Raw genomic sequence first — 12,420 nt, forward strand, 5'->3', positions numbered from 1 at the left:
TCATAGGCTGTGCTCCTGCCGCTGCTTGGTTGAGTTGTGGCATGGTTCGCAAAGCGGTTGCCAATTGGCCCGATGCCAGAAAAGCCGCTTATCGCCACGGTGCGGAATGACATGGTCAACAACGGTAGCAAGGCGGGTCAGGCCATGCCGTGCGCATTCCCGGCAATGGGGATGCATTGCCAGATATTCCTTGCGGACCTTGCGCCATTCATAGTTATACCCACGTTGTGCAGCGGTCGGGCGTTGGGCGTCATGCCGTGCGCTACGCTCACGCTTCTGCTTGATCTGGCAAGCGCAAAGCTGACTATGGGGAACGATATTGCCGCAAGAGCAGATGCGGGGCGGTTTGGTGATCATGAACCGCTCGCAATCTTCGCCTTGAGTGCGCGAAGGCCAGCGCGGTCAAATTCGGGATCAAGGCCAGCCGCGATATTGCGGGCTGCTTGGTCAGGGTCGGGATTTTGGGCTTCCTGCTTGTCTTTCTCGTCGCCGCTGCCGTGAATGGCCTTCAACTGTTCAATATGGGCCTGATAGGCGCGGTCGATTTCGGTCGGTGTGGCATTCCACGCCTGTTCCGGCGTCCAGTGGAGCCAGCCGGTCGCACGCTCATAAAGGGCGATATAGATTTCCTGCCACGTTGCAGGCTTGCCCTTGCCGGTTGCGGGCTTGGCCTTCGGATCGGGTGCCGGGGCAAACATAATCAGAAGTTCGGCAAGCGGCTGTTGCACGGCGCGAAAGAAAGGGGCGAGCGGCTTTCCGGGTATGCCAGCCAGAAAAGCCGCTCCATCCTGTCGAGAGGACGAACAAGACAGGATGATTTCGGAAATGATCGTGAAATTCTGTTCGTCCAGCGCCTTATAGAGCGCCGGGAAGCTGTAACGGGCTTCAAGGGTGCAAGCGGCTCGCAATGAAGGGCGAAGCGACACGGTGTTTCCACCGTGCGCAATCGTGACTTCCTCATATGCGGGCCGCTTGTAAGTCATGGCGATTAAGCTGCAATCTTCAGCTTGGTCAGGGCTTCTCCAAGGACAACGCGGCCACCTACACGGCGACGTGCATGAAGCTTGATGATGCCATTGCCTGCGCCGGTCAGTTCATCGCGAAGCGTAGAAAAACCTACGCGGTCAGCAATGGTGTAGCCGGATGCGAAGTCACCGAAGACAATGGGCGTTGCTTCGGCGGCAACGTTCGGCATGTCAACGGCTTCGTAAACCGGACGGCCAAGCAGGGTCGGCGGAACGTCTGCGGCAATGGAAGGCTGCCACAGATACGAACCGTCCGTATCCTTCAGCTTGCGCACAACTGCCATCGTGCCACGGTTCATGAGCCAAGCGCCACGAGCAGAATAGCCGGTCTTGATCGAATAGAACAAATCAATAAGTGCATCGGCGTCGATCTGTTCAACTTCATGGGCCGTGACTTCCGCCGAAGTAAGAACGCCTTCGGCCTGCGACGTGCCGTTGCCCTTGACGAACCATGCGGCTTCCTTCTGACCAAAACGGCGAGCAATATGGTTCGAAAGATAGCTTTCAAGGTCAATCTGGGCGTCTTCCAGAAGGACACGCGTGACCGGCACGACAACAGCCATTTCAAACGGCTTGAGGTCAATCTGTTCGAAAGAAGGTTCGCTTTCCGGGCGGTCGCCGGTTTCGGTGACTTCTTCCGGTTCCACTTCATCGACAAGGCGCGGAAGCTGCAAAAGCGGGCCGCTCATGCTGATAGACGCTGCAAGCGAGCGAACCGGCGAGAATTCGGCAAGCTTTTCCAGAATGGTCTTGGCCGTTTCATCCGGGGCTAGAATGCCGCCCGTGGAAGGGGTGCCAAATGCCAGCGCCTTTTCTTCAACGCGGCCCGTGCGCAGATAATCGGTAAATGCCTTACGCTCAAAGCCGTTATCATTGACGGCACGGGGCTGGTTATTGTTCGCTGCGGACGGACGATTGAGCTTCGCCTTGATCGTGGCAACGTCGTTTTTCAGGGCTTTGAGTTCTGCCAGTTCTTCCGGCGAGATAACCGGATCGGCCTTCGTTTCGATGTTTTCGAGTTCGTCTTCCATAAAGGTTTCCTTATTCAGTGCCGTCGCATCAGCGGCTTTGATAGAAGTGATCTGCGCGCCCGGATGCGACGGGACGGCGACAACGGAAATTTCGTGAAGGTCTAGGGCCGTGATCATTCGCCCGCGCTGGCGTGGCTTTGCGGACTTGGTAACGAAACCGATAGAAAGGCCGGTGACGGCCTTTGCGCGGATCATGGCGCGGACTTCGCGGGCGCGCTCCACTTCATCAACCAGCAATCGGCCTTTGACGGTCAGGCCATTCGGCGTTTCTGCGATCTGATCCCAAACGCCGATAACTTGCGCCTGATCATGTGCAAACAGCATGGGAAGTGATGCCGGGGCAGTAATTGCACCCTTCTGAATCATGTCGCCCACGCGGTCAGGGGTGCTAAACGGCCATGCAATGCCCGTCACGGTCCCGGCGTCATCAATCGACAAGGCGGCTTTAACTTCAAGGCGCTGCTTCATTCGGCAACGTCCTGTCCGGTTTCGTCCTGGCTAATTTCTGCCGATGCCGGTTGACCGCTCCAACGCGTTTCCAGAATGTCAAAGGCAAGGCCATAGATTTCGACAATTGGCGTCGGCTTCGCATAGGCTTCGATAAGTTCCGAAGCCCGAACCGGGGAAGTCCCGCCGCCGATCAGACCAAGCCGGAGGACTTCAAGGGCGTCACCGAAGCGGAATTGCATCGTGACAAACTGCTGATAGAGCGCGCCAATGCCGAAACCGGCCTTGCGCTCAAGTTCATTGATTTGTTCTTTGGCAAGGGCGAACGTCTTTTCGCCGTCGCCAAAGAAAGCGCGGTGTTCGGTCATGCGGGTTCCTTATCCGGCCCGCTCTTGGCGGGGCCGGTCGTGGTCGTGGTGATGTAGGGATTTGCAAGCTCGTCGCCGCCTTCGATTGCCGGAAGGTTTTCGCGGGCGCGGACCTCATTCGGCGTATAGACGCGGGCAGCAATCAGCTTCGTGTAAATGTCGGCGCGGCCTGCGGCGTCTGCGCGCTCAAGGTCTGCCGTGACGAATTCAAAATAGTGGTTGTCGCGCTCGTCTTCGGACAGCAACACCATGGCGTAAGCGTCTTGCCAGCGGTCCAGCCACGGGCGAAGGCACATTTGCAGGAAGCTTGCGCCCATCTGTTCGGCGTTGCTCCACGTGGCGCGGTCTAGTTGATAAAGAAGATGCGGCGGGACGCCAAAGACGCGGGCAACTTCATTGATCTGCTCAAGGCGGTTTTCAAGAAACTGCGCGTCGGTAGAGGTCATGGCAGGCTGTTCGTATTTCCAGCCTGCATCCATGACCAAGGGATCGCCCTTGCTGCCGTTCTGCCAATTGCGGAATGAAGCCAAAATATTGGCTACGGTCTTTGCGCCCGCTTCACTTCCCTGCGATTTCTCATTGGTGATGATGCCGGAAGGGCGAGCGCCAGAGCTAAAAAACTGTGCGCCGTGGCGTTCAAGGATCGCCGCAAGGCCAATTGCTTCCTTGCCAAATTCAATAGGCGACGTGCCAAGGAAAGACGGGACGTGAAGAATTTCAGTGTGGGGATATTCGCGCGAACCGCCCTTTTCGGACACGCGATAAACGGGCGCGCCGGTATATTCGTCCTCAAGGATTGAGACGGTGCCGGGGTTCAGGCGGTGAAGCTCAAAGGGCCTGCCATCATCGAAACGAACGACTTTCGCGAAGCCATTGCCATAAACAATGGCGTCGGCAGTCAGAACGGTGCGAAGCTCGCCCGCGCTCGTCCATTCGTTCGCCCACTTGTGCGCAAGGCGATAGGCCGAATGATCCTTGGCCGCTTCCTTACCGTCATCAGTTTCCTGATAGACCTTGCAAGGTAAAGACCCAATAGTTTCAGAGATAAGGCGAACGGCTTGCAGGACGGCAGGAACATAAAGCGCATTCGTGCCGCTCAGGTTTACGCCTGAATAAGTAGGGCGAACGCCGAATATTCCGGCAAGGGAAGGATCGGAGGTCGAATACGCCTTTCGATCCTTCACAATACCAAAGGCCTTAGCTACGCGGCCAAACTCTTTACGCAACAAAACTGAACCCACGCCAGATTTAACTTGACGCGGATTCTCTCATATCACGAATCAAATGTGAATCCCTTTTAAGAATTAATTCTTATTTTATGATGATTTTCCTATTGTATCGTCGTTTACTTCCTCAGATAGCGGCAGAAAGTGATTGGCAATATCGATACAAACAGTCAGAAATTCGTCGACGTTAAGCCAGACGTCCCACTCGCGTTTGCCTTGTTTGCCGGAAAGCTCCACCACACCTGTCATGCCCCAAGCAAAATTCTCATCTCTCGAATTTCCGTCGTTGTCGTAGACAGGGCGCACATCACAAGCATGGATTATTTTGTTACATGCTTCTCGAAACTCCAAATCTACGTTCTTATCGCCATCTTTGTCTTTCCAAATCAAATTTCCAATACCATCTGAATCTGATATTATCTTCTTATATACTTTCTCATCATCACCGCTTGATAAAATATCATCAAATACTCTCATTCTAATGGCAATATCCAACAAAGAAGCCGACAACCTTTCTTCCGCTACTCGAAAAAAGTATCTGTTTAGAGAGTTTGATACATCTTCTTCCTCTTGACCAGAAAGCGCATTACTTGAAGAAACGATCAAATATGCGTCAATACATAAATCCCTAATCTCATCAAAATCTATTACGTGGGGTTTTTCGTATTGGTGCCAGTAAGGATTTTTCATTAGTTATTTGCCTCATTTGAAAAATGTTCTTGAGAACTTATCGCGACGTTTCCGGTCGTGATTTCGATAGCCTGAACTTGATCCATTGCATCAGCCAGTCCCGGTAACATGATATCACTTCGTCCATACAACTCTTGCGAACTGCCATCTGACCGGCCCGTCATGTAGTTTCTGGCATCTTCCGGCACGCGGTCGCGTCTGCATAGGTCTTCGAAAAGGTGACGCCAGCCGTGATTAGGAGATAGTTCGGGGTGCTTTTCCATTGGAATTAGCTCACGAACCCAAGTTGATACCCGCGGCTGCACCGTGATTTCGTGCTTGGTTTCACCTCGGAATAGGCGCCCGCCGGATGACGTTTCAACAAATTGAATAAGCCCTTCATCCGCCAAAGCCTTATGAACGGGAATACGGCGCTCACTACTATCGTTTTTGAGCGTCCGATTGCCTGCACTGGTCACTTTCCAAAACCAGCGTTCGCCCACTTTGAAAAAGTCTTCCTTATGCAAACTTGCGGCTTCGCTCACGCGCATACCGGAATAGGCGCAAAGCCACGGTATCCAGCGAAACATAGGTTTCGCTTCCGCCCGCGCTGCATTCAAAACAAGCTTGGCTTCTTCCATGGTGTAGGCGCGCAAATAAGACGGGATGGTTTTGTAGTCCGGTGTTTTGATCCCATTGAGCGGATTGCCAGCCGGGAAGAAGTTTTCGGGATCATTCTGACGGCCCCAATTCATGACGGTGCGAACATTTTGAAACTTGGCTTTGACGGTTCTGTTGCTGTTTTCGCCAGCGTCCTGCATAGCCTCAATCCAGCGTTTTCCCTCAATCGCTGTTACCGTGGCAGCGTTATTTGATTTCCGGTGCTTCGCAAATTCCTTTGCAGCGTCCCGATACTTCTTCACCGTTCTTTCCGGCAATGGCTTGGCGTTCTTGCCACGCGAGCGCCGCTTGGTTTCGTCGTCAATAATCTGATCAAAGGTAACGATATGGGCCGGGGCGGCTTCTTCCTGAATGGCAGCGCTCAAAAGCGGGTGCGTGGGCTGACCATTAAAATCACCTTCGTTGCGCTCATACTGACGTGCCATTGCCTCATAGCCGGAAATGCACAACGCACGGGCAATTTCTCGCCATTCGGGTGATCCCTTTTCAGCGATAGTGTTTCCGCGAAGCTGCGCACGGCGGACGCGTGTTCCCACAATTCTGTCGAGTTCGTCATCTGTAAGCTTGCCTGAATATCCATCTCGGAACATCGTGGCTATGTCGGCATCGACTTCAAATTGTGCGTAGTTATGATCATGCGCCCGGATTTCAGCATCAAAGACAATCTGGCTTTCGTAATCACGTAGCGCGATCTGCTTGGCCGTCAGCGGATAAGATGGTTCTCTCGCTTGCTGCCCGGTTGCTGCTTCATACTTCTGTCGAGCAATACCGATTTGCTTCTGGATGGAAGCGACGGCTGCGGCGTGCTTGCGCAAGGCGTCACGCTTATCGCCGCCTAGCTGAATTTCAAGTTCCGATTTGCCGTCAAGATAGATTCGCAGATAAGGCGGGATCACAACGCGGGCCGAATAACGCCCGTTCCGTTCTTTCCAATGTCGCAGCTTGCCAGCCATGCTCAAACCCATTTTGTGACGCAATTTGTGACGCAATTTGTGACGTCAATATGGGCGAAAAGCCTTACAACGCAAGGGGTTCTAATGATTTCAATAGGATGGAATGGTGGGCGATGAGAGACTCGAACTCCCGACATCTTCGGTGTAAACGAAGCGCTCTACCAACTGAGCTAATCGCCCGACTGTGTGCCGGTGTGCGGCAAGTCGTGAGAGCCGTTTAGGCAATTCGTGCGACAAGCGCAAGTGCAAAAATCGGCATTCAGCGTCTTTCTTGCGGTTTTCCGCAGGCCAATAGGGCCGCCAGACGATCAAGAGCAGCCGCCGGACGCTGCTGCCGCGAAAATGTGCGCAAAATGCCATGTCGTCGCCACAAATTTCGAGGGATTTAGCGGCATGAATGGTGTGTTTTTGCCGCCAAAGCCGACAGAAGCGCGCAAATCACGAAAATGCCTCAATTTGCCTCGCGTCCAACTTCATGCATTTGATGCATCGCATTATGGAACGCCGGTTCGCGAGTTGTATGGGAGGGGCGATGAAAGCCGCCCCGCCCCTTGTCCTATCCGACCAGTCGTTCGGGCGAACGCAGGATGGATGCGCCGCCTGCCGCTTGCACGGCAAGGCTTCCATATTCGATCCCTGCGGCAAGTGCCCGATGGACGTCATGGCCTTCAAGCCACGAATCGATGAAGCCTGCATTGAAGGCATCGCCCGCGCCGGTCGTATCGATGACCGGCACGTCTTTTGCCGCCATGTGAATGTCGGCTTCGGCAGTGCGAAGCCACGCCCCCTCGCCGCCGCCCTTCAACGCGACAACGGGGAAATGACCTGCAAGCGCATCGAGCGCCTTCGCCGGATCGTCATGGCCGGTGATGGCCTGCGCTTCCTCGCGGTTGGGCAGGAAGATGTCGACGCCCTCGCAGGCCGCGAGCAGGCCGGGATCATAGATCAGGGTCTCATCCCAGCTCGGGTCGAGCGAGACGGAAAGTCCGGCAGCCTTTGCCTGCTGCACGAGACCTGGAATTTCGTGCAGCGTTGCAAATTCGGCGATGTGCAGATGCCCGGCATCCTTCCATGCCAAAGCGGCGGAAAGCGTGGCGGGAAGCGCTGAACCGGCGCGGCGCGACAGGAAGGCGCGGTCGTTGCCGATCACGCTGGCCACCGTCACCTGCGGCCCGGCATCGTCGGCGCGTTCCAGAAAGCGCAAGTCGACGCCATCGATCTTCAGGTCCGGCTCCAGCCCGCGCGACAGGCCGTCAAAGCCAAGCCGCGCAACCAGCGCCACCGCCCTGCCCGCATGGGCAAGATGGGCAGCGGAAATGAACGCGCCGCCGCCTGCCGCCATCTTCATGTTTTCGGCGAAAATCTCGCGCCCCGGCTGCGGCAGCGATTGCAGCCCGGTGAAGATGAGGTCGCAGTAAATCCGTCCGATGCTGAGGACAGCCGGACGCTTGAATTGTTGCGGCATCATAGGCGGCCCAGACTCTTCTCGGTTTTCGCGTCGAAGAGATAAAGGCTTCCGGCAGGCGCAGACACGGCAAGCGTGCCGCCCGTCGCCGGAATGACCTTGCCCGGAGCCGTTGCAATCACCGAAACGCCGTTGACATCAAGATGCACCAGCGTTTCCGCGCCAAGCGGCTCAACCGCCGTCACCGTGCCGGTGAGCGATAGACCATTGGCCGTCCCCTCCTCGACTTTCAGGTCGTGCGGACGAACGCCGACCAGAATGTCGCCATCAGGCGCAAGCTCAACGCCCGCACCGCTGCGACGGCCTGCAATGAGGTTCATCGACGGGCTGCCGATGAAGCGCGCCGTGAACACATCGGTCGGGTTTTCATAAAGCTCTGTCGGCGTGCCGGTCTGAAGAATGCGACCGTCGCGCATGACCACGATGCGGTCGGCCATGGTCATGGCTTCAACCTGATCGTGCGTCACATAAACGGTCGTCGTCTTAAGACGCTGATGCAAGCGCTTGATTTCAATGCGCATCTGCGCGCGAAGCTGGGCATCGAGGTTCGACAGCGGCTCATCGAAAAGGAAGGCCGACGGATTACGCACCATGGCGCGACCGATGGCGACGCGCTGGCGCTGGCCGCCGGACAGTGCCGCCGGGCGACGGTCGAGATAGGGTTCAAGACCGAGCGCCTTGCCGGTTTCTTCGATCCGCTTGTCCTTCTCGGCCTTGGAAAGGTTCGACGTATAAAGCCCGAAGCCGATATTCTGGCGAACCGTCATATGCGGATAGATCGCATAGTTCTGGAACACCATGGCGATGTTGCGCTGCTTCGGATCGCGTTCGTTGACGACTTCGCCGCCGATCTTCAGGTGACCGCCGGAAATGTCCTCAAGCCCCGCGATCATGCGCAGGGTCGTGGACTTGCCGCAGCCCGAAGGGCCGACAAAAACGACGAATTCGCCGTCCTTGATCTGGAGATCGATTGCCCGGACCGCCTCGACCTTGCCATAACGCTTGACCAGCTTTTCAAGTTCGATGGTTGCCATCAGCGTGTCTCCACAAGTGCACTGAATTTATCATTGAGTTCGCGCGCAGCCTTTGCTTCGGCGGCTGCATGATCGACGGCCAGCGCCTTGAAGCGGTCGGCCTCAGCCTTGTGCCGCGCCAGCGCTGCATTCATCGCGGTTGGCGCCGGGCCGCCAAGACGATCCCGCACCGCCACGAAATGCTGCGGCGAGACCAGTTCCTCGAATTTCTCGCGCCCGAAGGACGGCTCGCGCCCGGCGGATTCGCGGAAAGCTTCGAGGAAAGGCTCGAAACCGTCCTTTTCCAGACCGCCGCCCATGGTAACGACCGCCCGCGCAACCCTGGCGGCGATTTCATGCGCCTGCCGGAACGAAAGCCCTTCGATGCGCACCAGCGAATCCGCAAGTTCCGTGATGGTGATGCAGGAGCGGCGGATGTTTTCGGCGACACGCGCCGGATCGATGCGGATCGCGCCGATGAACGCGGCCAGAAGATCCAGCACGCGGCCAGCGGAAGCGAATGCCTCATAGCCCATCTGTTGCGTTTCGCCTTCACTGTCGTTCATGTCGGTGAAAGGCGTGTTGTGCATCACATCCAGCACTGTGCGGGCGCGGCCCATGGTCTGGCTTGCCAGATGGCGCATATGTTCGATTGGAACCGGATTGCGCTTCTGCGGCATGATCGACGAAATTTGTACGAAAGCGTTCGGCACATAAATCTGGCCGACCTCGAAACTGGTCCAGAACTGGAAGTCCTGAATGAGACGCCCAAGATGCACGAACATCAGTTCCAGCGCCGAATAGGTGGAGGTGATGTAATCCACCGCCGCGATGCAGCTATAGGAATTCGGCAAGGGGGCGGCAAAGCCCAACAGGCTGGCGACCTGTGCGCGGTCAATAGGGAAGCCTGAGGTGGTGATGGCCGCCGCCCCCATGGGCGACAGATTGACGATGGCGCGCGCGGCTTCCATCCGTTCCATGTCGCGGACGAGAACCTCGATAGCCGCCGAAAGATAATGGCCGAAGGTCGATGGCTGTGCAGGCTGGCCGTGCGTATAGGCGACGATCAGCGTCTGTTTTTCGCGTATCGCAGCCGCAACCATGCTATCCAGCAGATTGCGCGCCTGCGTCATCAGCGTGTCGATGCGGGCTTTCAGGCCAAGCTTGAACAGGGTGTGGTCGATATCGTTGCGCGAGCGCGCCGTGTGAAGGCGACCGGCAATATCGGCACCGATGCGGGCCTTCAGCTCCTTTTCGATGAGGAAGAAGAAGTCCTCCACTTCACCCGTATAGGTGAGCTTTGAAGGATCGATTTCCTTGTCGATGGCTTCCAGCGCACCGGCAATGGCTGCGGCCTGCTCGCGGTCGAGAATGCCGGTTTCAACCAGCATGACGAGATGGGCGCGGTCGATGCGGCGAAAGCCGTCGACATGGTGGGTCTTGGCGCCGTCGAAAAGCGGGCGAAGCACGGTTTCCTTGTAAACCGGATCGGGGAAGACGCTTTTATCGGACAGCCGTGGATCGAGATCGGACATGGTTCAACCCTTGAGGCCAGCGAGCATGACACCGCGCACGATGTAACGCTGGAGAAGAAGAAAGACGACGAGCGTGGGAAGCGTGGCGATGGCCGCGCCGGTCATGATCATTTCCCATTGGATGGACTGCTCGACGGCGAAGCTCGAAAGCCCGACCGGCAGCGTGTAAAGCTCCGGGCTGGTGGCGACGATCAGCGGCCAGAAGAAGGCGGTCCAGTTGCCGAGGAAGGTGAAGATCGCGAGCGCCGACAGCGCAGGCGTTACCAGCGGCATGGCGACTTTCCACCAGATCTGGAATTCGTTGAGGCCGTCGACGCGGGCAGCTTCCAGAAAGTCGTTGGGAACGCCTTCGAAGAACTGCTTCATGAGAAACGTGCCGAAGGCCGTCATCATGCCGGGGAACATGATGCCCCAATAGCTGTCCAGCCAGCCAAGCTTGCTCGACATCAGATACCACGGGATCACCAGCATTTCGGTGGGGATCATCAGCGTGGACAGGATGGCGAGGAAGATGAAATAGCGACCGCGGAACTGGAATTTCGCCAGCGTGTAGCCGACGAGACTGTCGAAGAAGACGTTCGACAGCGTGACCACGACCGCAACGATCATGGAATTCAGGAACCAGCGGATGAAGCGGCCATCGGCCAGGATGGTGACATAGTTCTGCAATGTCGGCTCTGCCGGGATCAGGCGCAGGTCATAGACCTGCCCTGCCGTCTTGAGCGAGGTGGAGAACATGAAGGCCAGCGGCGTGACCATGATGAGACCGCCGATGAGCAGCAGCGTCCATGTCAGGATGCGGCCGGGCCGGAGGTTCTGGAAGGGGAGCGGTTTCGTTTGAGCGGACGCTGTCATTTCTTTTCCCTCAGAATCCAGAGCTGCAACAGCGAGACGCAAAGCAGGATGGTGAAGAGGACGACGGTTTGCGCTGCCGCATAACCCATCGCATAGGAGGAGAAGGCCGTCTGATAGATCATCAGCACCAGCGGCTTGGTGGAGCCGAGCGGGCCGCCGGGATCGTTCGTGGTCATGTTGTAGACCTGATCGAAGATGCGCAGGAAGCCGATGGACGAGAAGACGACGAGGAATACCGTGGTCGGTTTCAGAAGCGGGATCGTGATCTTGCGCAGGATCGCCCATTCGCCGAGGCCGTCAATGCGCGCGGCTTCATAGAAGGTGTTTGGAACAGCGCGCAGGCCCGCCATGAAGATGATGATCTGGAAGCCGAGACCGGCCCAGATGGACGTCGCCATGATCGCATAGAGCCCCTGGTCGACCGAGCGCAGAAAGCCCTGCTGCGGAAGGCCCAGCGCATTCAGGATATTGTTGATGAAGCCGATGGGGGCTGGCTGGTAGAACCAGCGCCAGACCCATGCCATGGCCGCAGCGGTCGTGAGATAAGGCAGGAAATAGAGCGCGCGAATGAACCCGTGCATGATGCGCACGCGATCCAGGAAATAGGCAATCGTGAACGCCACCACGAGGCTTATCGGCGTGCCGACCAGCAGATAGGTGAAAGTGTTCCTGAATACTTTCCAGAATTCGGGATCGGCAAAAAGCTTCTGGTAATTGGCGAAGCCGATGAACTTTGGCGGGTTCATCAGGTCCCAGTCGGTAAGCGACAGCCAGAAGGCTTCTATCGTCGGGTAAAAGCGGATGACCGAATAGAACAGGATCGGGAGAGCCAGAAAGCTCCACACCCAGATCAACCGTCTTGTGCGCATGGAAAGGCGGTCCGTCAGGCCGTTGCCCGAAGGCCCCTTGCCCGTACCGCCTGTTTCAGCCGTCCCGGCCTCTACAGTCATTGTCATGTGTCAAAATCCTTCGGCTACGGATGAGCCGCGCCCTAGAGCGGTTCCTGTTTTAACGGAATCGCCGGAACCGCTCTAACTATTTGTTTTGTCGCATTTTCCAACGCAAAACCGTTTCACACTTTTGCTGGAAATGCTCTAGAGCGGTTCCTGTTTTAACGGAATCGCCGGAACCGCTCTAACTATTTGTTTTGTC

12 protein-coding genes and 1 tRNA gene are annotated in these 12,420 nt (G+C 56.6%); all 13 read right to left on the reverse strand.

Annotated features, from left to right (window positions below):
- Entirely contained in the window at positions 1 to 354 is a 354-nt protein-coding gene (locus tag AC0TOF_RS01015; protein ID WP_473766893.1) for an HNH endonuclease, read from the reverse strand.
- On the reverse strand, positions 354 to 983 hold the full coding sequence (locus AC0TOF_RS01020) for a hypothetical protein (protein ID WP_473766885.1): 630 nt from the start codon (positions 981 to 983) through the stop codon (positions 354 to 356). Before AC0TOF_RS01020 ends, AC0TOF_RS01015 begins: the two co-directional genes overlap by 1 nt.
- A gap of 5 nt (positions 984 to 988) precedes the next feature.
- A complete protein-coding gene (locus AC0TOF_RS01025) occupies positions 989 to 2,524 on the reverse strand; it encodes a phage major capsid protein (RefSeq protein WP_473766886.1) in 1,536 nt (511 codons plus the stop codon).
- Positions 2,521 to 2,871, reverse strand: a complete 351-nt coding sequence (locus AC0TOF_RS01030) for a gene transfer agent family protein (RefSeq protein WP_043062394.1) — start codon at positions 2,869 to 2,871, stop codon at positions 2,521 to 2,523. The genes AC0TOF_RS01025 and AC0TOF_RS01030 overlap by 4 nt, the downstream gene beginning before the upstream one ends.
- Positions 2,868 to 4,055, reverse strand: coding sequence for a phage portal protein (locus AC0TOF_RS01035; protein ID WP_473766887.1), 1,188 nt, complete (start codon positions 4,053 to 4,055; stop codon positions 2,868 to 2,870). The genes AC0TOF_RS01030 and AC0TOF_RS01035 overlap by 4 nt, the downstream gene beginning before the upstream one ends.
- Before the next feature lie 132 nt (positions 4,056 to 4,187).
- Positions 4,188 to 4,787 carry a hypothetical protein gene (locus AC0TOF_RS01040; protein ID WP_473766888.1) on the reverse strand — a complete coding sequence of 200 codons (600 nt, stop codon included), beginning with the start codon at positions 4,785 to 4,787 and terminating at the stop codon, positions 4,188 to 4,190.
- Positions 4,787 to 6,400, reverse strand: a complete 1,614-nt coding sequence (locus AC0TOF_RS01045) for a site-specific integrase (protein WP_473766889.1) — start codon at positions 6,398 to 6,400, stop codon at positions 4,787 to 4,789. The genes AC0TOF_RS01040 and AC0TOF_RS01045 overlap by 1 nt, the downstream gene beginning before the upstream one ends.
- A 104-nt stretch (positions 6,401 to 6,504) precedes the next feature.
- Positions 6,505 to 6,580, reverse strand: a tRNA-Val gene (locus tag AC0TOF_RS01050).
- Positions 6,581 to 6,956: 376 nt separating this feature from the next.
- A complete protein-coding gene (locus AC0TOF_RS01055) occupies positions 6,957 to 7,868 on the reverse strand; it encodes a sugar kinase (RefSeq protein WP_122003411.1) in 912 nt (303 codons plus the stop codon).
- Positions 7,865 to 8,899, reverse strand: coding sequence for an ABC transporter ATP-binding protein (locus tag AC0TOF_RS01060; RefSeq protein ID WP_114215646.1), 1,035 nt, complete (start codon positions 8,897 to 8,899; stop codon positions 7,865 to 7,867). The genes AC0TOF_RS01055 and AC0TOF_RS01060 overlap by 4 nt, the downstream gene beginning before the upstream one ends.
- The gene (gene argH, locus AC0TOF_RS01065) at positions 8,899 to 10,413 is read right to left on the reverse strand and encodes an argininosuccinate lyase (RefSeq protein ID WP_473766890.1); all 1,515 of its coding nucleotides are present in this window, start codon (positions 10,411 to 10,413) and stop codon (positions 8,899 to 8,901) included. The genes AC0TOF_RS01060 and argH overlap by 1 nt, the downstream gene beginning before the upstream one ends.
- A 3-nt stretch (positions 10,414 to 10,416) precedes the next feature.
- The gene (locus AC0TOF_RS01070) at positions 10,417 to 11,268 is read right to left on the reverse strand and encodes a carbohydrate ABC transporter permease (protein WP_122003414.1); all 852 of its coding nucleotides are present in this window, start codon (positions 11,266 to 11,268) and stop codon (positions 10,417 to 10,419) included.
- Positions 11,265 to 12,137, reverse strand: a complete 873-nt coding sequence (locus AC0TOF_RS01075) for a carbohydrate ABC transporter permease (protein ID WP_036565766.1) — start codon at positions 12,135 to 12,137, stop codon at positions 11,265 to 11,267. Before AC0TOF_RS01075 ends, AC0TOF_RS01070 begins: the two co-directional genes overlap by 4 nt.
- Between the last annotated feature and the right edge of the window lie 283 nt (positions 12,138 to 12,420).

The organism is Ochrobactrum sp. PL_is501, assembly GCF_055816895.1.

What these genes read in the sequence shown, in the direction of transcription:
- AC0TOF_RS01020 (WP_473766885.1), bottom strand. Translation starts at nt 983, where the DNA reads ATGACTTACAAGCGGCCCGCATATGAGGAAGTCACGATTGCGCACGGT.
- AC0TOF_RS01025 (WP_473766886.1), bottom strand. Translation starts at nt 2,524, where the DNA reads ATGAAGCAGCGCCTTGAAGTTAAAGCCGCCTTGTCGATTGATGACGCC.
- AC0TOF_RS01030 (WP_043062394.1), bottom strand. Translation starts at nt 2,871, where the DNA reads ATGACCGAACACCGCGCTTTCTTTGGCGACGGCGAAAAGACGTTCGCC.
- AC0TOF_RS01040 (WP_473766888.1), bottom strand. Translation starts at nt 4,787, where the DNA reads ATGAAAAATCCTTACTGGCACCAATACGAAAAACCCCACGTAATAGAT.
- AC0TOF_RS01045 (WP_473766889.1), bottom strand. Translation starts at nt 6,400, where the DNA reads ATGGCTGGCAAGCTGCGACATTGGAAAGAACGGAACGGGCGTTATTCG.
- AC0TOF_RS01055 (WP_122003411.1), bottom strand. Translation starts at nt 7,868, where the DNA reads ATGATGCCGCAACAATTCAAGCGTCCGGCTGTCCTCAGCATCGGACGG.
- AC0TOF_RS01060 (WP_114215646.1), bottom strand. Translation starts at nt 8,899, where the DNA reads ATGGCAACCATCGAACTTGAAAAGCTGGTCAAGCGTTATGGCAAGGTC.
- argH (WP_473766890.1), bottom strand. Translation starts at nt 10,413, where the DNA reads ATGTCCGATCTCGATCCACGGCTGTCCGATAAAAGCGTCTTCCCCGAT.
- AC0TOF_RS01070 (WP_122003414.1), bottom strand. Translation starts at nt 11,268, where the DNA reads ATGACAGCGTCCGCTCAAACGAAACCGCTCCCCTTCCAGAACCTCCGG.
- AC0TOF_RS01075 (WP_036565766.1), bottom strand. Translation starts at nt 12,137, where the DNA reads ATGCGCACAAGACGGTTGATCTGGGTGTGGAGCTTTCTGGCTCTCCCG.